At 70.0% G+C, this 21,026-nt stretch carries 16 protein-coding genes; 12 read left to right on the top strand and 4 right to left on the bottom strand.

What is annotated here, in order from left to right; genetic code table 11:
- The first annotated feature begins 319 nt into the window (after nucleotides 1–319).
- Nucleotides 320–2,281, top strand: a complete 1,962-nt coding sequence (locus AMYBE_RS0124345) for a S53 family peptidase (RefSeq protein ID WP_245573244.1) — start codon at nucleotides 320–322, stop codon at nucleotides 2,279–2,281.
- Between the two features lie 54 nt (nucleotides 2,282–2,335).
- Here AMYBE_RS0124345 and AMYBE_RS0124340 read toward each other — a convergent pair whose 3' ends face one another.
- A complete protein-coding gene (locus AMYBE_RS0124340) occupies nucleotides 2,336–3,559 on the bottom strand; it encodes an MFS transporter (protein WP_020662005.1) in 1,224 nt (407 codons plus the stop codon).
- Between the two features lie 101 nt (nucleotides 3,560–3,660).
- Between AMYBE_RS0124340 and AMYBE_RS0124335 the strand changes: the two genes are divergently transcribed.
- The 7 genes from AMYBE_RS0124335 to AMYBE_RS0124305 all read left to right on the top strand — a co-directional run bounded on the left by AMYBE_RS0124335 (nucleotide 3,661) and on the right by AMYBE_RS0124305 (nucleotide 10,712).
- Entirely contained in the window at nucleotides 3,661–5,034 is a 1,374-nt protein-coding gene (locus tag AMYBE_RS0124335; RefSeq protein ID WP_020662004.1) for a purine-cytosine permease family protein, read from the top strand.
- Between the two features lie 43 nt (nucleotides 5,035–5,077).
- Nucleotides 5,078–5,752, top strand: a complete 675-nt coding sequence (locus AMYBE_RS0124330; RefSeq protein ID WP_020662003.1) for an SDR family NAD(P)-dependent oxidoreductase — start codon at nucleotides 5,078–5,080, stop codon at nucleotides 5,750–5,752.
- The gene (locus AMYBE_RS0124325; protein ID WP_020662002.1) at nucleotides 5,749–6,774 is read left to right on the top strand and encodes an S-adenosylmethionine:tRNA ribosyltransferase-isomerase; all 1,026 of its coding nucleotides are present in this window, start codon (nucleotides 5,749–5,751) and stop codon (nucleotides 6,772–6,774) included. Before AMYBE_RS0124330 ends, AMYBE_RS0124325 begins: the two co-directional genes overlap by 4 nt.
- Nucleotides 6,775–6,887: 113 nt before the next feature.
- A complete protein-coding gene (locus tag AMYBE_RS0124320) occupies nucleotides 6,888–7,943 on the top strand; it encodes an ABC transporter substrate-binding protein (RefSeq protein WP_020662001.1) in 1,056 nt (351 codons plus the stop codon).
- Nucleotides 7,944–7,968: 25 nt separating this feature from the next.
- Nucleotides 7,969–8,754 carry an ABC transporter ATP-binding protein gene (locus tag AMYBE_RS0124315; RefSeq protein ID WP_020662000.1) on the top strand — a complete coding sequence of 262 codons (786 nt, stop codon included), beginning with the start codon at nucleotides 7,969–7,971 and terminating at the stop codon, nucleotides 8,752–8,754.
- The gene (locus AMYBE_RS0124310; RefSeq protein WP_020661999.1) at nucleotides 8,741–9,625 is read left to right on the top strand and encodes an ABC transporter permease; all 885 of its coding nucleotides are present in this window, start codon (nucleotides 8,741–8,743) and stop codon (nucleotides 9,623–9,625) included. Before AMYBE_RS0124315 ends, AMYBE_RS0124310 begins: the two co-directional genes overlap by 14 nt.
- Before the next feature lie 94 nt (nucleotides 9,626–9,719).
- Nucleotides 9,720–10,712: a YdcF family protein gene (locus AMYBE_RS0124305; protein ID WP_020661998.1), complete on the top strand. Its 993-nt coding sequence runs from the start codon at nucleotides 9,720–9,722 to the stop codon at nucleotides 10,710–10,712.
- On the opposite strand, the gene AMYBE_RS0124300 is transcribed toward AMYBE_RS0124305, so the two are convergent.
- On the bottom strand, nucleotides 10,713–10,952 hold the full coding sequence (locus AMYBE_RS0124300; RefSeq protein WP_154676287.1) for a cold-shock protein: 240 nt from the start codon (nucleotides 10,950–10,952) through the stop codon (nucleotides 10,713–10,715).
- Between the two features lie 342 nt (nucleotides 10,953–11,294).
- Between AMYBE_RS0124300 and AMYBE_RS0124295 the strand changes: the two genes are divergently transcribed.
- Entirely contained in the window at nucleotides 11,295–11,894 is a 600-nt protein-coding gene (locus AMYBE_RS0124295) for a dihydrofolate reductase family protein (RefSeq protein ID WP_020661996.1), read from the top strand.
- A 46-nt stretch (nucleotides 11,895–11,940) separates the two neighbouring features.
- Here AMYBE_RS0124295 and AMYBE_RS0124290 read toward each other — a convergent pair whose 3' ends face one another.
- The gene (locus tag AMYBE_RS0124290; protein ID WP_020661995.1) at nucleotides 11,941–13,482 is read right to left on the bottom strand and encodes a DEAD/DEAH box helicase; all 1,542 of its coding nucleotides are present in this window, start codon (nucleotides 13,480–13,482) and stop codon (nucleotides 11,941–11,943) included.
- Nucleotides 13,483–13,761: 279 nt separating this feature from the next.
- Between AMYBE_RS0124290 and AMYBE_RS0124285 the strand changes: the two genes are divergently transcribed.
- Both AMYBE_RS0124285 and AMYBE_RS0124280 read left to right on the top strand, forming a co-directional pair.
- Nucleotides 13,762–15,090 (top strand): serine hydrolase domain-containing protein, encoded by a 1,329-nt coding sequence (locus AMYBE_RS0124285; protein ID WP_020661994.1) that lies wholly within the window; start codon nucleotides 13,762–13,764, stop codon nucleotides 15,088–15,090.
- A gap of 12 nt (nucleotides 15,091–15,102) precedes the next feature.
- Nucleotides 15,103–16,818 carry an acyl-CoA dehydrogenase family protein gene (locus tag AMYBE_RS0124280; RefSeq protein WP_020661993.1) on the top strand — a complete coding sequence of 572 codons (1,716 nt, stop codon included), beginning with the start codon at nucleotides 15,103–15,105 and terminating at the stop codon, nucleotides 16,816–16,818.
- A 147-nt stretch (nucleotides 16,819–16,965) separates the two neighbouring features.
- On the opposite strand, the gene AMYBE_RS0124275 is transcribed toward AMYBE_RS0124280, so the two are convergent.
- On the bottom strand, nucleotides 16,966–19,347 hold the full coding sequence (locus tag AMYBE_RS0124275) for a Tex family protein (RefSeq protein ID WP_020661992.1): 2,382 nt from the start codon (nucleotides 19,345–19,347) through the stop codon (nucleotides 16,966–16,968).
- Nucleotides 19,348–19,503: 156 nt separating this feature from the next.
- Between AMYBE_RS0124275 and AMYBE_RS0124270 the strand changes: the two genes are divergently transcribed.
- Complete coding sequence (locus AMYBE_RS0124270) at nucleotides 19,504–21,003, top strand: chitinase (protein WP_020661991.1); 1,500 nt, start codon at nucleotides 19,504–19,506, stop codon at nucleotides 21,001–21,003.
- The last annotated feature ends 23 nt before the right edge of the window (nucleotides 21,004–21,026 follow it).

Below are 21,026 nucleotides of genomic sequence, written 5' to 3'. Positions count from 1 at the left end.
TGCCCTGCCCACGGAACATCCCCCGCCTGATCAACAACCCCCGACCTTCGTAGCTACCCCTGCGGGCCTTACCGCGTTCTCCGGCAAACCACCCATATAGTACAAAGAGGATAAAACCGTGCAATCAGTCCAATCCAATATGGACGAACCAGACTTTGTCCCCATCGTTCCCGAGCGCCTCTCGGGTGAACCAGATAACGGTTCCGCACCGGACAATGGGACGCTTCCCCCGTCCTGCTGCCCAGTCCTAGTCTCGATCGCGCGTCGCGTCGTGGAGGTCGCGAAACACGAGGGAGTTGCTGTGCGTAGAAGCGTCACCATGTTTCTCTCGCTGGCGGTGGTGGGCGGCTTAGCCGCCTCGCCTGCCGTAGCGTCGGCCCAGGGGCGAGCGGACATCCCGCAGTCGCACCCGGCTTGGGCCAACCCGCAGACGAAGGTCGCCGACACGGCTGCGTCGTCCACTATGGACTTTCGGGTTTACCTGAACCTCAAGGACCAGGCCGCCGCCGAGGCGGCCGCGCAGTCCGTTTCGGACCCGAAGAGCGGGAACTACCGGCACTATCTGTCGCCGGACCAGGTGCGCGATCAGTTCGCGGCCACCGACCAGACGGTGTCGGCGGTCAAGAACTGGCTGTCGGCAAGCGGTTTCGGCATCGGCGAGGTGCCGTCGAACAAGGCGTACGTCGAGGCGACCGGCACCGCGGACCAGGTGCAGCGCGCGTTCGCTGTCACCTTGGGCAAGTACCAGGTGAAGGGCCAGACGCTGCGCGCGGCGGACAAGGACCTGTCGGTCCCCGCCTCGCTGGCGAACGACGTTCTCGGCGTGGTCGGCGTCGACCAGGCGACCAACCTGTTCAAGCCGAACCACACTGACGGCGCGGACCCGTCTTCGGCCAAGCAGGCCGAGGCGAAGAGCAGTCCGACGACCGCGCCGCCCAGCAACGGGTTCCGCAACTCCGGGCCGTGCAGCGCTTATTACGGCGAGAAGACCGACACGACCGACCCGGCCTACAACGGCAAGCAGCTGCCGTATGCGCCGTGCGGTTACACGCCCGCGCAGCTGCGTTCGGCGTACGGCCTCGACCAGGTCGCGAAGTTCGGCGCGGACGGGCACGGCACCACGATCGCCATCGTCGACGCCTTCGCGTCGCCGACCATCTACGCCGACGCGGCGGAGTACGCCAAGCGCAACGACCCGGCGCACCCGCTCACCAAGGGGCAGTTCAAACAGCACATCTTCCCGCCGAACCCGGTGCTCGAGCCGCCGGACCAGTGTGACGCGTCCGGCTGGTACGGCGAGGAAACGCTCGACGTCGAGGCCGCGCACGGTCTCGCGCCGGGTGCGAACATCCTGTACGTCGGCGGGCAGGACTGCGAAGACCTGTCGCTGGACACCGCGCTGAACTACGTCGTCGCGGGCCACAAGGCCGACATCATCTCCAACTCCTACGGCGACACCGGCGAGGACATCCCGGCCGCCGAGGTCAAGGTGTTCAACCAGATCTCGCTGCAGGCGGTGCTCGAGGGCATCGGCGTGTACTTCTCCTCCGGCGACAACGGCGACGAGGTCGCGCGGCTTGGCACGCCGTCGCCCGACTTCTCCGCCTCGGCGCCGTGGGTGACCGCGGTCGGCGGAACCTCGCTGGCGGTCGGCAAGGACGGCAAGCGGATCTTCGAGACCGGCTGGGAGACCGGCAAGTCGACGCTCGCCAACGGCACCTACTCGCCGGCATTCCCGGGCGCGTTCTTCGGCGGCGCGGGCGGCGGCACGAGCCGGCTGTTCGGCCAGCCCTTCTACCAGAAGGGAGTCGTGCCGGACGCACTGTCCACGAAGAACCAGACCGGTGGTGCGAAGGGCCGCGTGGTCCCGGACATCTCCGCGATCGCCGACCCGAACACCGGGTTCCTGGTGGGCCAGACGCAGACCTTCCCGGACGGCGTCTACTACGACCAGTACCGGATCGGCGGCACCAGCCTCGCCTCGCCGGTGTTCGCCGGCGTGATGGCGGTCGCCGACAGCCTCGACCACTTCCACCACGGGTTCATCAACCCGGTGCTGTACCAGCTGACGTCGCACACGTCGGCGATCTACGACGTGCAGCACGTGGACGGTGCGGTCCAGCGCGTGGACTTCGCGAACGGGGTCGACGACAAGGCTGGGCTCAAGACCTCCGCCCGGGTGCTCGACTACCCGAACCTGACGATCCACACCACCAAGGGCTACGACGACGTGACGGGCCTCGGCTCGCCCAACGGCGTCGCGTTCCTGCTGCTGGTCTGACCGGCGGTCGCTGACCGAGGGCCTGCCAGGGTTTCCCTGGCAGGCCCTTCGCCGTCAGGGGACGGGCGCCGGGGGATGCCGCAGCGCGCGGACCTCGGCGGAGCGCAGCGGCGAAAGCGCGGCGATCGCGAGCACGATCCCGCCGGCCAGCACCACCGACTGCGGCGTGAACGCGGCGGCCAGCGGACCGGCGAGCAGTTCGCCGATCGGGATGCCCGCGTAGGAGCCGAAGTCGTCGAAGGCGGCCATCCGGGACATCAGGTGCCCGGGAATGTTCTCCTGCATCGTGGTGTCCCAGGCGACGCTCATCGAGCCCTGGCTGAACCCGGACACGAACGTGGTCGCCACCAGCACCGCGAAGCTCGCGTGCAGTCCGAGCGCGAGCAATGGCAGCGCGGTCAGCGCCGCAAACGTTTGCCCCGCTGGCAGCAGCCGACGCGGCGCGAACCGGTACATCGCCAGCCCGGCCAGCAGCCCGCCGACCGCGCGCATGCTCAGCGCGACGCCCCAGCCGGCCGCTCCGATGGTTTGCTGTGCGATGCCCGGGCCGAGCACGAGCCAGCAGCCGGTGAAGGCGATGTTGTAGACGCTGAACGCCGTCACCACCCGCCACAGCCAGCCGATCTGCCAGAACTCGCGCCAGCCGGTCCGCACGCTGTGCAACACCCCGGCCGCCTGCCCGGCCGGCTCCGCGGCGGGCAGCCGGATCGTCTGGTATAGCAGCGCGGCGAGCAGGAACGATGCCCCGTCCGCGGCGATCGCCCAGCTGCCGCCCACGGTGCCGACCAGCACCCCGGCTGCCGCCGGACCGGCGATCTTGGTGAGGTTCCGGCCGGTGGACAGCAGCGAGTTCGCCTGGCGCAGCGATTCGGCCGGGACGATCTGCGGCACGATCCCGCGCAGCACCGGGGTGGTGAACGCGGTGCAGATGCCGCCGGCGAACTCGGTGGCGGCCATTGCGGCGAGCGAGTAGTTGCCGGTCAGCAGGATGGTCGCGGCTGCCAGCTGGGCCGCGCCCGCGCCGAAGTTCGACAGCCGCAGCACCCGGTTGCGCGGGAACCGGTCGCCGACCGCGCCGCCGACCAGCAGGAAAGCCAGCATCGGCACTATCCCGGCGGCGAGCACCACCCCCAGGTCGGTCGTGCGGTGGCTGCTGTCCAGCACGGCGAAGGCGAGCGCGACCGGGGTCATGGCACTGCCCAGCAGCGAAATCAGGCGACCGGTGAAGAAAACGGCGAATTGACGATGGCGCAGCGGTGTGCGCGGCTGATCCCCCACCCGCCGATCGTGCCGCCGCCGGGTCGGGAACGCCACACAATATTGGCGCGCGGGCGAGCGGAGGCCCAGACTCACGTGTCAGCCAGGAGAAAGGGCAACGCATGAACGGGATCGACGCCGAGGTGTTCGGCGGCCGGATGCCGTCTGGAGCAGGGGATTTCGCGATCGAAACGCACGGAATCACCCCGATTCCGGAGGCCAACCGGTTCGGCCGCCCGTGGCGGCTGGCCGGGGTGTGGTTCGCGCCGAACCTGACCATGACGGCGGTGTTCACCGGCACTCTCGGCGCGACGCTCGGACTCGGCTTCACCACTGGCTTCGTCGTCGCGCTGATCGGCACCGTGATCGGCTCGCTGCCGGTTGCCTGGCTGTCCACCTGGGGCCCGCACACCGGCACCGGCCAGCTGCCGCTCGCCCGGCTTCCGTTCGGCCGCGGCGTGGTGGTGCCCGGCCTGGTGCAGTGGCTCGGCTCGATCGCCTGGGACGCGCTGGTCGGGCTGTTCGGCGGTGAAGCGCTGGCACAGCTGACCGGCATGCCGTTTTGGGCCGCGGTGCTCGTGGTACTGGTGCTGCAGTGCACGCTCGGCGTGTTCGGCTACGCGGTGATCCACCGGGTGCAGGCGGTGATGAGCGTGGTGCTGGTGGTCGCATTCGTCGCGCTCGCCGTCAAAGTGGTGCTCGATCACCCGATCGCCTTCACCGATTCCGCGACCGGCGGCGATTTCGCCGGCGCGGTCGTGCTGTTTTCCACGATCACGCTCAGCCTCGCGATTTCCTGGGCGCCGTATGCCTCGGATTTCAGCCGTTATCTGCCCGCCTCGACCCGGCCGAGCGGTGTTTTCTGGTTCACCCTGCTCGGCCTGACCGCGTCGTACGCGCTCGGCGAGGGTATCGGCCTCGCGCTCGGCACCGCGCTGGGCGACCAGACCGCGGCCGGGGTGGCGACGCTGCTCGGCGGGGGAGTGCTCGGCGCGGTGGCGTTGCTGGTGATCGCGCTGGCCGCGGTCTCGTCCAACGCGATGAACGATTACAGCGGCTCGCTGGCCCTGCAGACCGTCGGCGTGCGGGTGCGGCGGCCGGTCTCGGCGGTGGTCGTGACGGTGCTGGCGTTCGCGCTGATCCTGTGGATGCACACCGGCGATCTGGCCGCGAAATTCCAGAATGTGCTGCTGGTGGTCAGCTACTGGATCCCGCCGTTCCTCGGCGTCGTGGCACCGGACTGGCTGCGCCGCACCCGCGGTGGCCGCGACGTCGACGTGCTGGCCGAGTTGCGGCGTCCGGTGCGGAGCTGGGCCGCGCTGGTCGCGTTCGTGGTCGGCTTCGCGGCTGCGGTGCCGTTCATGAACACGACCGTCTACACCGGGCCGGTCGCCGCCGCACTGCACGGCGCGGACCTCGCCTACTACGCCGGGTTCGTCGTTTCGCTCGTGGCGTATTTGCTGCTACGCGGCCGCCGTACGGTTGACCTCAAGTAAGGTTGAGGTCGCACGCTGGCAGGTGCCTATCTCTGGAGGGACCATGCCAGCAGCAGTAGTCACCGGCGCCTCCGCCGGTCTGGGCCGGGCGCTCGCCGCGGCCCTCGTCCGTCGCGATTGGACAGTGCTGGGCACCGCGCGCGACCCGGAACCGCTGCGCGCCGCCGCCGCGGAGCTCGGGTTCACCGCGGTGCCCGGCGACGTGACCGACCCGTCGCACCGCGCGCGGCTCGCGGAAGCCGCCGGCCCGCGGCTCGACCTGCTCGTGAACAATGCCAGCACGCTCGGCGCGAGCCCGTTGCCGCCGTTGGCCGAGTATCCGCCGGACGAGCTGGAAACTGTCTTCCGCACCAACGTCTTCGCTCCACTGGCGCTCACCCGGCTGCTTCTGCCCGCGCTCACCGCAGCGCACGGCGTGCTGGTGAACATCAGCTCCGACGCCGCGGCGGAGCCGTACGAGGGCTGGGGCGGCTACGGCTCGGCGAAAGCCGCGCTGGACCAGGTCAGCGCCGTGCTCGGCGTCGAGAACCCGAAGGTCGCGGTGTATGCCGTCGACCCCGGTGACCTGCGCACGGCCATGCACCAGGCCGCCTTCCCCGGCGAGGACATTTCGGACCGGCCGCTGCCGGAGACCGCGGTGCCGGCTTTCCTGCGGCTGCTGGCCGAACGCCCGCCGAGCGGCCGGTACCGGGCGGCGGACCTGCGGGTGCGGTCATGACCGTCCCGCGCACTCGATTCGACCTGACCGCCGACCGCAGCGCCTCCGCACCGCCGGAGGCCCGCGGCTTGGCCCGTGACGAGGTCCGCTTGCTCGCGGCCGATCCGGCGAACATCCGGCACACGGTTTTCCGGGACCTGGATTCTTTCCTGCGGCCCGGCGATCTGCTGGTGGTCAACACCTCCGGCACGCTGCCCGCCGCGGTCGACGCGATTCGCGGCGACCAGGTGGTCACCGTGCATTTTTCCACTGAACTCGACGACGGTACCTGGGTGACGGAACTGCGCGCCCCGGGCGGCCCGCTGCTCGACGGGCACCCCGGAGAACAATTGGCATTGCCCGCGGGCGCGGCAATTACTTTGATCGAGCCATCGGTCGCCGGGGCTAAACGGTTGTGGCGCGCGAAAATCGACCTGGAAGGCGACGTCGCGCGCTATCTGGCCAAAGTCGGTCGCCCGATTCGCTACGGCTACGTTCCGCGCGCCTGGCCGCTGCCGAACTACCAGACCGTGTTCGCGCTGGATCCGGGATCGGCGGAAATGCCGAGCGCTGCCCGGCCGTTCACCACTGAGCTGGTGACCCGGCTCGTCGCACGCGGCATCCTGTTCGCCCCGGTGCTGCTGCACACCGGCGTCTCGTCGCCCGAGGCGGGAGAACCGCCATCCGCCGAACGGTTCCGCGTTCCAGCAACCACTGCGGCGCTCGTCAATTGGGTGCGGGACCAGGGCGGACGCGTCATCGGTGTCGGGACTACCGCGGTGCGGGCGCTCGAATCCGCGACGGACCCAGGCGGCCTGGCGACCGCCGCGGCCGGGTGGACCGAACTGGTCCTCGGCCCGGACCGGCCGGCTCGCGCGGTGGACGGATTGCTCACCGGCCTGCACGCGCCCGAGGCGTCCCACCTGCTGCTCCTGGAAGCGGTCGTGGGTCCGAAGCTCGTGCAGCGGGCCTACGACGCCGCGGTGGAGCGCGGGTATCTGTGGCACGAGTTCGGCGACGTCTCGCTCCTGACAAGCAGGTGAGCCCCGCGGCTGTCAAGTAATTCCGCGCAATTTCCCGGGATGCGGATGCGTAGGCAACCCGGTGGGTGAACGTGCCATTCTCGCTCCGTTCTGCTTACCGGGAAAGGGCTATTGTGCGTACATTTCGGCGAACTCGATCGATCGCTTCCGCGCTGACCGCGCTCACGGTGCTCGGAGCGCTCGCCGGGTGTTCCCGCGCGGACCGCGGCGAGGCCGCGACGAACGAGGGCGCGGCCGGCGAGGTCCGCGTCGGCTTCTTCCCGAACGTCACGCACACGCCCGCTCTGATCGGGGTCAAGAAGGATTTCTTCGCACAGAACCTGGGCGGGACGAAGCTCGCCACGCAGACCTTCAACGCCGGCCCGGCCGAGGTGAACGCGCTGCTCGGCGGCTCGCTGGACGTCGCGTTCATCGGCTCCGGGCCGGCCATCAACGCGTTCACCAAGTCCAAGGGCGCGATTCAGCTGGTGGCCGGCGCGGTCACCGGCGGCGCCCAGCTGGTGGTGAAACCGGACATCACCTCGGTCGACCAGCTCAAGGGCAAGACGATCGCGACGCCGCAGCTGGCCAACACCCAGGACGTCGCGCTCAAGAAGTTCCTGGCCGGGAAGCACCTGACCGGCCAGGTGAACGTGACGAACCTGGACAACCCGAAGACGCTCGACGCGTTCCGCAAGGGCGAGGTCGACGGCGGCTGGCTGCCCGAGCCGTGGTCCTCGCGGCTGGTCGCGGACGCGGGCGCGAAGGTGCTGGTCGACGAGAAGTCGCTGTGGCCGGACGGCCGGTTCCCGAGCACCGTGGCGATCGTGCGTAGCGAGTTTCTCAAGCAGCACCCGGACACCGTGCGCGCGCTGCTGAAGGGCGAGCTGCAGGCGATCGACTGGGCGAAGCGGAACCCGGCCGAGGCGAAGACCGTCGTCAACGCGGCGCTCAAGGAGCTGTCCGGCAGCTCGCTCAGCCCAGCCGTGCTCGACCGCGCGTTCGCGAACATCGAGCTGACCGCCGACCCGGTGCCCGCTCAGTTCCCGCAGCTGGCCAAGGACTCGGTAACCGCGGGCGTGGTCGACCAGGTCGTGGACCTGAAGGGGTTCGCCGACTTCGGCCCACTCAACGAAGTCCTCAAGGCACAGCAGCTGCCTACCGTGAACGCGCCCGAGCTGGCCAAGTGACGTCCCGACCGGAAGGCGATCCTCGATGACCACCACCCTGCCCGGACCCGTCGCCGCCACCGTCGCGGCCGTGCACCTCGACCGCGTCGGCAAGGTGTTCGGCTCCGCCGGTGGCGCGGTGACCGCGCTCGACGGTGTCGACCTGACCGTCGCGCCGGGCGAGTTCGTCTGCCTGCTCGGCGCGTCCGGCTGCGGCAAGAGCACGCTGCTGAACCTGGTCGCGGGCCTGGACCGGCCCTCGGCCGGCCGGATTACGCTCACCACTTCGCGGCCCGCGGTGATGTTCCAGGAGGCCGCGTTGATGCCGTGGCTCACCGCGTCCCGCAATGTGGAGCTGCCGCTGCGGCTGGCCGGCTTCGGCCGCGCGGAGCGGCGCGACAAGGCGGCCGAGCTGCTGGACCTGGTCCGGCTGGGCGACGCCGCCCGCAAGCGACCGCACGAGCTGTCCGGTGGGATGCGGCAGCGGGTCGCGCTGGCGCGGGCGCTGGCGGCCACCCATCGCGTCGGCGGCGACGACGGCAACGCGTTGCTGCTGATGGACGAGCCGTTCGCCGCGCTGGACGCGATCACGCGCGACGTGCTGCAGAGCGAACTGTTGCGGGTGTGGCGCAGCACCGGCACATCGGTGCTGTTCGTGACACACGACGTCCGCGAGGCCGTGCGGCTGGGCCAGCGGGTGGTGCTGCTTTCGTCGCGCCCCGGCCGTGTGGTGCGCGAGTGGACCGACGTCGCGTCCGCTGCCGCGGAACTGCTGGCCGAGGAGATCACGGCCGATCTGCGAGAGGTGATCAGCACCCATGCCGCAGCCTGACCAGGCGGCCCCCGACCTCGACGAAGCCGTCGGCGCCGGCCTGGACCGGCTCGACGCGCCCACCGCCGCGCGACCGCCGTCGCTGCGCCGCCGCTTCGCGCGCGGCTTCCTGCCGCCGCTCGGCGCGCTCGTGCTGCTGGTGCTCATCTGGCAGATCCTGTGGGCAGCCGCGTTCTGGCCGGAAACCACTCTGCCCGCGCCACTGGACGTGTGGGCGGAATTCTGGAGCACGGTCACCGACGGTTCGGTGTTCGGCTTCATCTGGACGTCCGTGCACCGCGCCGCGCTCGGCTTCGCCGCCGGAGTGGTGATCGGCACGCCGCTGGGCATCCTGGTGGCCAAGGTGCGCCTGGTGCGGGCCGCGATCGGACCGCTGCTGAGCGGGTTGCAGAGCCTGCCCTCGGTCGCGTGGGTGCCCGCCGCGGTGATCTGGTTCGGCATCAACGACGCGGCGATCTACTTCGTCGTGCTGCTGGGCTCGGTCCCGTCGATCGCGAACGGCCTGGTGTCCGGGATCGACCAGATTCCGCCGATCCTGCCGCGGGTCGGCCAGGTGATGGGCGCCGGCCGGCTGGCGGCGGCGCGGCACATCCTGCTGCCGGCAGCGTTGCCCGGGTTTCTCGCCGGCTTGAAGCAGGGCTGGGCGTTTTCGTGGCGGTCGCTGATGGCGGCGGAGCTGATCGCGCGCTCGCCGAGCCTCGGCGTCGGGCTGGGGACGTATCTGAACGACGGCTCGTCGTACAACTCGATGCCCAAGGTGATCGCGGCGATCTTCTTGATCTTGTTCGTCGGGGTGGCGATCGAGCTGATCGTGTTCCGCCCGCTGGAGCGGTCGGTGCTGCGGGCTCGGGGGCTGACCGCGTCGCTGTGAGGGAGAAGTCTTCCGGTCTCCTCCTCGGAACGGCCCGGCGCGGCGACCGCGCCTGACGAGCGCTGCCCAGGCAGGCCGGTCAGAATGTTCGATCATGATCCCCGGAGTGTTCGCAGCGGCTTCCGTGCTCGTGTTCGTGGTGCGGTTCGCGCGCGAGCCGAGGCGGGTGGGCAACGCGATCTGGTTCGCGATCGCGCTCGGATTCACCGGGCTGTGGCTGCTGTCTTTGCTGCGGCACTCCGAATGGGCGCAGCTGGCGGTGATCGCCGGCGTCGCGATCGCCGGCGCTCTGGCCGCGTTGGTGCTGCCGTGGGCGCTGATCGCCAACGGCGTGGTGATGCTGCGCCGGGAAGGGCGGCGGCTGGCGAACCTGCTCTCGCTGCTGGCCGGCCTGGGCTTGCTGGCGGTTTTCGTCCTCTCGGTGAGCGCGCTGGCGCTCAACGACCCGCCGTGGCTGCTCGTGCTGGCCGCGACGGTGCTGCTGGTGACGGGTTATCTGGCCTTCCTGTTCGTGGCGTTGATGCTGTACTCGATCCTGTACAGCCGGGTGAACCGCCTCGCCCGGGCCGACGCGGTCATCGTGCTCGGTTCCGGCCTGCTTGGCGACCGGGTGCCGCCCTTGCTGGCCAGCCGGCTCGACCGGGCGGTGCAGGTGCACCAGCGGTCGCCAGGGGCGCTGCTGGTGGTGTCCGGCGGGCAGGGCCCGGACGAACTGACCTCGGAAGCCGACGCCATGGCGCGCTACCTGGTCGAGGCCGGCGTCCCCGCGGATCAAGTGCTGCTGGAGGACCGGGCGACGACCACCGGCGAGAATCTGCGCTTCAGCGTCGCGGTGCTGGACCGGCGCGGCTTTTCCGGCGCGGTGCTGGCCGTGACGAACAACTACCACGTGTTCCGCACCGCGGTGCTCGCCCGGAAGCTGGGCTTGAAGCTGAACGTGATCGGCGCGAAGACGGCGTCCTATTTCGTGCCGAGCGCGTTTCTGCGGGAATTCGTGGCGTTGTTGCTGCAGTACCGGAAGACGAACGCACTGGTGCTGCTCGTGCTGGCCGGCGGACCGTTCTTGCTGTTCTGGTACGCGCGCTGATCAGACGGTGCAGATCCAGATCGCGCGCCAGTGGTACCCGTCTTGTTCCGCCTGCTCGACGGTGAACCGCACCTCGTCGCCGACGGCCAATGCGCGGAACCCGCCAGCTTCGCGCACGCCGCGGCTGTTCTCGTCGATCATCGAGTAATGGGCCCACACTGGGCCTTCTACAGTGGACGATTCGAGCACGCCGAGGCCGCGCTCCCGGTCCCAGCGCACGACTTTTCCCTGATGCTCCACCGTGATCACGGTAGCCGACGCCGTCCGGTTTCGGTCTTTGATGGAGTTGTCAAACAGCGGGAAACGCCTGCCACCAGTGTATAGAACAGGTGTTCGGTACCGCTGTCACTCATTCGGGTGCACCTGGCGAAGGCGTCCCGGACCGGACCGGCCCGGCCCGGCGAAGGGCGCCAATCCGCACCTCGGGACGCGATCGAAGCCGCCTGGCGTTGCGCGCACGCGTTACCGGGCGGCGCGCCGAAAAGTACCCGCTCGGAAGGCGGCTGGGGAGCCGTGTCGAAATCCGCTGGTCTCGTTCGACGGGATGGCAAGCACGGAAGCACAAGTCAGGAGACAGAAGCCATGGGCAAGGTAGTAGCGAACGCCATCATGTCCCTCGACGGGTACGTCGCCAAGCAGGACAACAGCATCGGCCGGTTGTTCGACTGGCTGCAGAACGGCGAGGTCGCGATCCCGACCCCGGCCGGCGACTTCACCGTGCACCTCAACCCGGCGAGCGCGCAGCACTGGCGGAACTGGGTGTCGTCAGTGGGAGCGCTGATCTGCGGCCGGACGCTGTTCGACGTGACTCAGGGCTGGCAGGGCCGGCACAGCATGGACGTCCCGGTCGTCGTCGTGACGCACCGGGTCCCGCAAGACTGGATCGAGGCCCATCCCGACGCGCCGTTCACCTTCGTCACCGACGGCGTCGAGGCGGCGGTCGCGGCCGCGCAGGAGCTCGCCGGCGACCGGGTCGTCGCGGTCACCGGCGGCACCATCGCCCAGCAGTGCCTGGACCTGGGACTGCTCGACGAGGTAGCCATCGACCTCGTGCCGGTGGTGATGGGCGAGGGGAACCGGCCCTTCTTCGGCCGGCTCTCGTCGCCGGACGTCCTGCTCGGCAACCCGACCGCTTGCGTCCAAGGAGACCGGGTCACCCATCTGGTGTTCCCAGTGCGGTGACCCGGCACCCGGTCTGCCTGGTGCGCCTGCCTGGACGTGCCCCGGTTCAGGAATCCCGGCGTCCGCCAGCGGAGCTGCCGTTGCGGCGGCCCCGTGACGGCTGTCCGCCGGACGCGCGGCGGGCGTTGCCGGAAGCGCGGCTGCCATCGGCGGCGCGGCGACCGCCCGTGTTCGAAGCGCGGGGCTGGTCTTCCCGGCGGGGCTGCCGCTCAGCAGACCCGGCGCGAGCGCCTCGCGGCTCCGCGCCCTGTCGAGGGCCACCTCGCGTCCCGGCGGCGCGACGCGCCTGCGAAGCGGCCCGCGCCCCCTGCCCGCCGCGGTTTTCCGAAGGGGCTCCGCGGCGACGGCCAGCACCAGGCGCGGCACCGGTAGCGGTCACCTTGGACGGCCGGTCGTCCACGACCGGGCGGCGCGGCGAGGCAGTGAAGGACCGGTCGCCGGGGGCCAGTTCGGACAGCAGCGGGTGCGACGGCGAGATCCGCGTGGTGGTCGGGGAGATCCCGGCCTTGCGGGTCAGCGCCCGGACGTCGGAGACCTGCTCGTCGGTCATCAGCGTGACGACGGTGCCGGACGCGCCCGCTCGGGCGGTACGGCCGGAGCGGTGCAGGTACGCCTTGTGCTCGACCGGCGGGTCCGCGTGGATCACCAGGGTCACGTCGTCCACGTGGATGCCGCGGGCCGCGATGTCCGTGGCCACCAGGGTCTTCGCGGTGCCGGAGGAGAATGCCTCCAAGTTCCGGGTGCGAGCGTTCTGGCCCAGGTTGCCGTGCAGCTCGACCGCGGGGACGCCGTTGGCGATGAGCTTCCGGGTGAGCGCCTTCGCGCGGTGCTTGGTGCGGGTGAACACCAGAGTGCGGCCCGGCGCGGCGGTCAGATCGACCAGGACCGGGAGCCGGTGCGTCTCCTCCAGGTGCAGCACGTGGTGCGTCATGGTGGAGACCGGCGACTGCGCCGAGTCGACGCTGTGCAGCACCGGGTCGTTCATGAACTGCTTGGCCAGCACGTCGATGCCGTTGTCCAGGGTCGCGGAGAACAGCAGGCGCTGGCCGCGCTCCGGGGTCGCCGCCATGATGCGCCGGACCTCGGGCAGGAAGCCCAGGTCGGCCATGTGGTCGGCCTCGTCGAGGACGGTGATTTCGATCTTGTCCAGCTTCGCCTCGCCGGAGCGCATGTGATCGGCGAGCCGTCCGGGGCAGGCGACGACGATGTCGACGCCGTCGCGCAGGCGGGTGATCTGCGGGTTCGCGCTCACGCCGCCGAAGATCGTGGTGGCCTTGAGGCCCAGCGGGCGCGCCAGCGGCACGATCGCGGCCTCGATCTGGGTGGCCAGCTCACGGGTCGGCGCGAGGATCAGCGCGCGCGGGCGGCCGGGCCGGCGCCGGGTCGGGCCGGCCGCCAGGCGGGCCAGCACGGGCAGCACGAAGCCGTAGGTCTTGCCGGAGCCGGTGCGGCCGCGGCCGAGCACGTCGCGGCCGGCGAGCGTGTGCGGCAGCGTCGCGGCCTGGATCGGGAACGGCTCGGTGACACCCTGCTGCGCGAGGGCGTCGACCAGGGGTTTGGGCAGGCCGAGTTCAGTGAAAGTCGTCATGGCGGTATGGACGCGCAGAGGCGTCCGGTATCTCCGTACGTTGCGGCGGTTGTCCTGCCCGGCGCGGCCTCGGACGGCTGCGGCGCGTGGTCGTCGACAACAGTGAAGCGCGGCCCGAGGCAGAACTGAGCGGACCGCGTCGTCCAGTGTAGCGGGCCAAGATCGGCAGGGCTACGTGATATCGCCCGCAGGCCGCCATGCGCGAACCGACGAAGCGGGCCGGCGATCTTCGTCCGTTCCCACCAGTCCCGGCCAGGCGCCGGGTGCGACAGTGGCGGCATGAGTGCAGACGAACTCCGGGGACTGCTCGGCGACTGGGCGCGGGAAGCCGCGGTGCCCGGCGTATCGGTCGGAATCGCTTACCGCGGCGAGGAAACGCTGCTCACCGCCGGAGTGTCCAGTGTGGACACCCAGCTGCCGGTGGACGACGACACGCTGTTCATGATCGGCTCCACCAGCAAGACGTTCGCCGCCACCGCGGCACTGGTGCTGGTCGAGGACGGCGTGCTCGAACTGGACGCGCCGATCGCGGGCTACCTGCCGGAGCTGCGGCTGTCCGACCCGGTCGCCCGCGAAACCGTGACGCTGCGGCATCTCCTCACGCACAGCTCCGGCTTTCTCGGCGACATCGAGGTCGACACCGGCTGGGGCGACGACGCGCTCGCCCGCGCGGTGCGGAAGTTCGACGAACTGCCGCAGATCTTCCCGGTCGGCGAGGTCTTCTCCTACTGCAACGCCGGCTTCCTGCTGGCCGGCCGGCTTGTCGAAGCGGTCTCCGGGCTCCCGTACGAGGAGTTCGTCCGCACCCGGCTGCTGGCCCCGCTGGAAATGACGGATTCGTTCTTCCAGCCGTGGGAGGTGCTCACCCGCCGTCACGCGGTCGGCCACGCGATGCGCGAGGACGGCCCGGCGGTCGCGCACCTGGTCGGGCTTTCGCGGAGCGACGCGCCGGCTGGCGGGCTCTGGTCCACTGCCCGTGACCAGCTGAAGTGGGCTCGGTTCCAGCTGTCCGGCGGCAAGGTGCTCAGCGACGAGACCCGGAAACTGATGCAGGCCGCGCAGCGTCCGGCGGCGCTGGCGATCGAGGAGGTCGGGCTGTCCTGGCTGCGGCAGCGCCACGGCGGCACCCAGCTGGTGCGGCACGGCGGCAACGTCAGCAACCTGCAGTTGTCCGAATTCCAGCTGGCGCCGAGCGAGGACCTCGCGGTCACCGTGCTCACCAACAGCGTGGGCGGCAGTGCGCTCGGCCCGCGGATCGTCGACTGGTGCCTGGAGCACCTCGCCGGGCTGCCGAGCCTGGAAAGCGCGCCGGCGGTGGCGGTCGAACCGGGCGAATTCCTCGGCAAGTTCGAGACCGGTGCGCTCGCCCTCGAAGTCACCGAGCGGGACGGCTCGCTCTGGGCCCAGATGCTGCTCGACAGCGACAGCTCGGACATCGTCTCGCCGCCGCCGTTCGAGGTCGTCTTCGTCGGCGAAGACCTGCTCGCCCGGGCCACGGACACCCGCAGGCCGAGCGCCCGTTTCCGGCGCGACGGCCACGGCCGGGTGGACGCGCTGGAATTCGGCGGCCGCACCGCGCTAAGGTTACCGGGCGGTAACCACGGCTGACCTGGAGATGCGATGAGCGCGCTGCTGAACCCGCGGGACTACGACGCCCGGAAGTTCGACCCGGAGACCCAGCGCCTGCTGCGGGCGACGATCGACTGGTTCGAAGCGCGCGGCAAGCGGCGCCTGACCGAGGCGTACCACGAACGCGAGTTCTACGCCGACTTCCTCGAGTTCGCCGGGCGGGAAGGCCTGTTCTCGACCTTCCTCACCCCGGCCTCGGACTCGGCGGGGAATCCGGACAAGCGCTGGGACACCAGCCGGGTCGCGGCGCTGTCGGAGATCCTCGGCTTCTACGGCCTGAACTACTGGTACCCGTGGCAAGTCACCATCCTCGGCCTCGGCCCGGTGTGGCAGAGCGCGAACGCAGCCGCCCGCAAACGCGCCGCCGAGGCGCTGGACGCGGGCGGCGTCGGCGCGTTCGGGCTGTCCGAAAAGGAGCACGGGGCGGACATCTACTCGTCCGACCTCGTGCTCACCCCGGACGGCGAGGGCGGCTACCGCGCCACCGGGTCGAAGTACTACATCGGCAACGGGAACTGCGCCCGCACGGTTTCGGTGTTCGGCCGGATCGAGGGCGTCGAAGGACCCGAGCAGTACGTGTTCTTCTACGCCGATTCCGAGCATCCGAACTACCACGTGGTGAAGAACGTCGTGCCGTCGCAGATGTACGTGGCGGAGTTCCGGCTGGAGGACTACCCGGTGCGCGCCGAGGACATCCTCCACACTGGACCGGAAGCGTTCAGCGCCGCGCTGAACACGGTCAACATCGGCAAGTTCAACCTGTGCTTCGGCGGCATCGGAATGGCGACGCACTCGCTGTACGAGGCGATCACGCACGCGCACAACCGGATCCTGTACGGCAACCCGGTCACCGATTTCCCGCACGTGCGCCGTGAATTCGTCGAGGCGTACGCGCGGCTGAACGGGATGAAGCTGTTCTCCGACCGTGCGGTCGACTACTTCCGCTCGGCGAACCAGCAGGACCGCCGCTACCTGCTGTACAACCCGATCACCAAGATGAAGGTCACCACCGAGGCGCAGAAGGTGATCGGCCTGGTCGCGGATGTGGTGGCGGCCAAGGGATTCGAGGCCGACACGTACCTGGCGATGGCGAAGAACGACATCGACGGGCTGCCCAAACTGGAGGGCACCGTCGCGGTGAACCTCGCGCTGATCGCGAAGTTCATGCCCGCGTACCTGTTCGCGCCGGAGGAGTACGCGCCGGTCCCGACCCGCGACGACGCGGCCGACGACGACTTCCTGTTCCGCCAAGGCCCGGCGCGCGGGCTGTCGAAGATCCGGTTCCACGACTGGAAACCGGCCTACGAAAACGCCAAGCACATCCCGAACGTCGCGCTGTTCGCCGAACAGGCCGGTGTGCTGGTGCGGCTGCTGTCGGAGGCCACGCCGGACGAGGCGCAGCAGAAGGACCTGGACTTCGGGCTCGCGCTGACCGAGCTGTTCACCCTCGTGGTGTACGGCCAGCTGATCCTGGAGCAAGCCGAGCTGACCGGCGTCGCCGACGACCTGATCGACCAGCTGTTCGCGGTGCTGGTTCAGGACTTCAGCCTCGCCGCGGTCGATCTGCACGGCAAGCCGAGCTCGACGGAGAAGCAACAGGAGCTGGTGCTGTCCGGCCTGCGCAAGCCGGTGGTGGACGGCGAGCGGTTCGACCGGGTGTGGGCGCTGGTGCGGGATCTGTCCGGCGCCTACGAGATGAATCCCTGACGCGCGCTACCCGTCAGCGCGCCGTCCGACGCTGCCCCAATGTGGCATTGGGTGCGCTGAACGCACCGAATGCCACATTGGGTGCGCTGAACGCACCGAATGCCACATTGGGTGCGTCTGACGCACCCAATGTGGCATTGGGGTGTCCTACTTGCCGAACCCGGCCCGACGAAGCGCGTCCGCCATCGAGCCGCTGCCTCCGGAGTCACGACGATCCCGGCCGCCGCCGCCCCCGCGCTGCTGCGGATTCCGCCGCTGACCGCCCTGGCCGCCCTGGCCGCCGCTGCCCTGGCCACGGTCCCGGCCCCCACCGCCACCGCGGTTGTTCCCGGCGCCCGGCTCGTCGTCCAGCCGCAGCGTCAGCGAGATCCGCTTGCGCGGCACGTCGACCTCGAGCACCTTCACCTTCACGATGTCGCCGGGCTTCACCACCTCGCGCGGGTCCTTCACGAAGTTCTTCGACAGCGCCGAAACGTGCGCCAGGCCGTCCTGGTGCACGCCGACGTCGATGAACGCGCCGAACGCGGCCACGTTCGTGACGACGCCCTCCAGGCGCATCCCCGGCTTCAGGTCGGCGATCTTCTCCACGCCCTCGGCGAAGGTCGCGGTCTTGAACGCCGGACGCGGGTCGCGGCCCGGCTTCTCCAGCTCGGACAGGATGTCGGTGACGGTCGGCAGGCCGAATGTCTCGTCGACGAACTCGGCCGGCTTCAGCGTCTTCAGGGTGCGCTCGTTGCCGATCAGCTCGCGGATGCCGGTGCCGGTGCGGTCGAGGATCCGCCGGACCACCGGGTAGGACTCCGGGTGCACCGAGGACGCGTCGAGCGGGTCGTCGCCGTCCGGGATGCGGAGGAAGCCGGCGCACTGCTCGAACGCCTTCGGGCCCAGGCGGGCGACGTCCTTGAGCGCGGTGCGGGAACGGAACGGGCCGTTGCTGTCGCGGTGCGCCACGATGTTCTCGGCCAGCGACGTGGTGATGCCCGAAACGCGGGTCAGCAGGGGAGCGGACGCGGTGTTCACGTCCACGCCGACCGCGTTCACGCAGTCCTCGACCACCGCGTCCAGCGACCGCGACAGCGACACCTCGGACAGGTCGTGCTGGTACTGGCCGACGCCGATCGACTTCGGGTCGATCTTCACCAGCTCGGCCAGTGGGTCCTGCAGCCGGCGGGCGATCGAGACCGCGCCGCGCAGCGAGACGTCCATGCCGGGCAGTTCCTGCGAAGCGAACGCCGAAGCGGAGTACACGGACGCGCCCGCCTCGGACACGACCGCCTTGGTGAGCTTGAGCTCCGGGTGCTTCTTGATCAGCTCGATGGCCAGTTTGTCGGTCTCCCGCGACGCGGTGCCGTTGCCGATCGAGATCAGGTCGACGTTGTGCTTCTTGGCCAGCACGGCCAGTTCGGCGATCGACTGGTCCCACTTGTTCGCCGGCTGGTGCGGGTAGATCACGTGGGTGTCGACGACCTTGCCGGTCGCGTCGACCACGGCCACCTTCACGCCGGTGCGGAAGCCCGGGTCGAGGCCCATCGTCGCGCGGGTGCCGGCCGGGGCGGCCAGCAGCAGGTCGCGCAGGTTCGCGGCGAACACGCGCACGGCGTCGTCCTCGGCCGACTGGCGCAGCCGCATCCGCAGGTCGATGCCCAGGTGCAGGAGGATCTTCGTGCGCCAGGCCCAGCGCACGGTGTCGCCGAGCCACTTGTCGGCAGGCCGGTCCTGCTGGCTGATGCCGAACCGGGCGGCGATGCGCTGCTCGTACTCGGTCGGGCCGACCCGCGGCGGGGCGTCCTCGGCGACCGGTTCGGACGGCTCCATCGACAGGTCGAGGACTTCTTCCTTCTCGCCGCGCAGCATGGCGAGGATCCGGTGCGAGGGGAGCTTGGTGTAGGGCTCGGAGAAGGCGAAGTAGTCGGAGAACTTGGCCCCGTCGGTCTCCTTGCCCGCGCGGACCTTGGACGCCAGGTGGCCCTCGGCCCACATCTTCTCGCGCAGCTCGCCGATCAGGTCGGCGTCCTCGGCGAACCGCTCGACCAGGATCGCGCGTGCGCCGTCCAGTGCGGCCTGCGTGTCGGCGACGCCCTTGTCCGCGTCCACGAACACCGCGGCGGCCGCCTGCGGGTCCGTCGCGGGGTCGTTCAGCAGTCCGTCGGCCAGCGGCTCCAGGCCGGCTTCGCGGGCGATCTGTGCCTTGGTGCGCCGCTTGGGCTTGTAGGGCAGGTAGATGTCCTCCAGCCGCGATTTGGTGTCCGCGGCGAGGATCTGCGCTTCGAGCTCGTCGTCCAGCTTGCCCTGGCTCCGGATCGAGTCGAGCACCGCGGCCCGGCGTTCGTCCAGCTCGCGGAGGTAGCGCAGGCGCTCTTCGAGCGTCCGCAGCTGGGCGTCGTCCAGCTCTCCGGTGACCTCTTTGCGGTACCGGGCGATGAACGGCACCGTCGACCCCTCGTCGAGGAGCGTGACGGCGGCCTTGACCTGCCCTTCGCGCACCCCCAGCTCTTCGGCGATCCGCTGCTCGACCGACTGCACGCTCAAACCAGGCTCCTGCTTCGTCTCGGGTGGCTCTGGGTCTGCATTCTGCCGCTGCCCGCCCGGCGGGTCGCGGATGGCCCGCCGAAAGTTCCTTGACTTCCGCATTGGTCTAGTCCACTTTGAGGTGATCTGCCTCACTGCCCCCGCGGAGGTCCGACCGTGTCCCCACACCCGTCCCGACGGCGCCTGCCTGCGCTGTTGTCCCTGCTGGCCTCGGTAGCGCTGGCGCTCGGCGTCACGCTCTCGCTGGGCTCCGGCACCGCATCGGCCGCCAACATCCTCGCCAACCCCGGCTTCGAGAGCGGTTCGCTCGACGGCTGGACCTGCACCGGAACGGCTTCGGTGGTCGCCACCCAGGCGCACGACGGCAGCCATTCGCTGAGCGCCGCGCCGTCCTCGTCCGACACCGGACAGTGCTCGCAGCAGGTCACTGTGCAGGCGAACACCGCGTACAAACTGTCCGCCTGGGTCCAGGGCAGCTACGTCTACCTGGGCGTCTCCGGCTCGGTCGAGCAGAGCACGTGGACTCCCGGCGGCAGCGGGTGGCAGCAGCTCAGCCTGAGCTTCACCACCGGCTCGTCCACCAGCCTGACCGTGTACCTGCACGGCTGGTACGGCCAGCCCGCCTACCTCGCCGACGACGTCAGCCTCGACGGTCCGGGCACCCCGCCCACCACCTCGCCCACCACCTCGGCCCCGCCGACCGTTCCCACCACGTCCGCCAGTTCGTCGACGCCGACCACGACCACGCCGCCGCCGGTGGAGAGCGGCCTGCCGAAGCACATCCTCACCGGCTACTGGCAGAACTTCGACAACGGCGCGAAGACGTTGAAACTGGCGGACGTACCGACCACCTACAACGTCATCGCGGTCGCCTTCGCCGACGCCACCAGCACGCCCGGCGCGGTGAGCTTCACGCTCGATCCGGGCCTGTCGTCCAAGCTCGGCGGCTACACCGACGCGCAGTTCCGCGCGGACATCAAGACCGTGCAGGCGCGCGGCCAGAAGGTGATCATCTCGGTCGGCGGCGAGAAGGGCACGATCAGCGTCGGCGACAGCTCGTCGGCGGACAACTTCGCCAACTCGGTGAAGCAGCTGATCTCGACCTACGGGTTCGACGGCGTCGACATCGACCTCGAGAACGGCATCAACGCCACCTACATGGCACAGGCGCTGCGCGGCATTCACGCCGGCGGCGGTTCGGTGATCACGATGGCACCGCAGACCATCGACATGCAGTCCGCCCAGGGCGGCTACTTCCAGCTGGCGCTGAACATCAAGGACATCCTCACTGTCGTCAACATGCAGTACTACAACTCGGGCGCGATGAACGGCTGCAACGGAAGCGTCTACTCGCAAGGCACGGTCGACTTCCTCACCGCGCTCTCCTGCATCCAGCTGCAGGGCGGCCTGCGCGCCGACCAGGTCGCCTTCGGCCTGCCGTCGTCCGGTTCCGCGGCGGGCGGCGGTTACCAGCCGCCGTCGAACGTCGTGTCGGCGATGAACTGCATGGCCAAGGGTTCCGGCTGCGGCTCGTTCAAGCCCTCGGCGGCCTATCCGGACCTGCGCGGCGCGATGACCTGGTCGATCAACTGGGACGCGTCGAACGGATACGGCTTCGCGAACACGGTCAGCGCGGGGCTGAAGGACCTTCCCTGACCCTCCTGAGCGGCTAGGCCGGT

Source organism: Amycolatopsis benzoatilytica AK 16/65, assembly GCF_000383915.1.
Lineage (GTDB): Bacteria > Actinomycetota > Actinomycetes > Mycobacteriales > Pseudonocardiaceae > Amycolatopsis > Amycolatopsis benzoatilytica.
The sequence above is the reverse complement of the archived record's forward strand: the minus strand, read 5'-3'. Positions and strand labels throughout refer to the sequence as shown.

Coding starts and splice junctions, on each gene's coding strand:
- AMYBE_RS0124310 (WP_020661999.1), top strand. CDS start 8,741: ATGCCGCAGCCTGACCAGGCGGCCCCCGACCTCGACGAAGCCGTCGGC.
- AMYBE_RS0124295 (WP_020661996.1), top strand. CDS start 11,295: ATGGGCAAGGTAGTAGCGAACGCCATCATGTCCCTCGACGGGTACGTC.
- AMYBE_RS0124335 (WP_020662004.1), top strand. CDS start 3,661: ATGAACGGGATCGACGCCGAGGTGTTCGGCGGCCGGATGCCGTCTGGA.
- AMYBE_RS0124325 (WP_020662002.1), top strand. CDS start 5,749: ATGACCGTCCCGCGCACTCGATTCGACCTGACCGCCGACCGCAGCGCC.
- AMYBE_RS0124305 (WP_020661998.1), top strand. CDS start 9,720: ATGATCCCCGGAGTGTTCGCAGCGGCTTCCGTGCTCGTGTTCGTGGTG.
- AMYBE_RS0124280 (WP_020661993.1), top strand. CDS start 15,103: ATGAGCGCGCTGCTGAACCCGCGGGACTACGACGCCCGGAAGTTCGAC.
- AMYBE_RS0124285 (WP_020661994.1), top strand. CDS start 13,762: ATGAGTGCAGACGAACTCCGGGGACTGCTCGGCGACTGGGCGCGGGAA.
- AMYBE_RS0124315 (WP_020662000.1), top strand. CDS start 7,969: ATGACCACCACCCTGCCCGGACCCGTCGCCGCCACCGTCGCGGCCGTG.
- AMYBE_RS0124290 (WP_020661995.1), bottom strand. CDS start 13,482: ATGACGACTTTCACTGAACTCGGCCTGCCCAAACCCCTGGTCGACGCC.
- AMYBE_RS0124345 (WP_245573244.1), top strand. CDS start 320: ATGTTTCTCTCGCTGGCGGTGGTGGGCGGCTTAGCCGCCTCGCCTGCC.
- AMYBE_RS0124330 (WP_020662003.1), top strand. CDS start 5,078: ATGCCAGCAGCAGTAGTCACCGGCGCCTCCGCCGGTCTGGGCCGGGCG.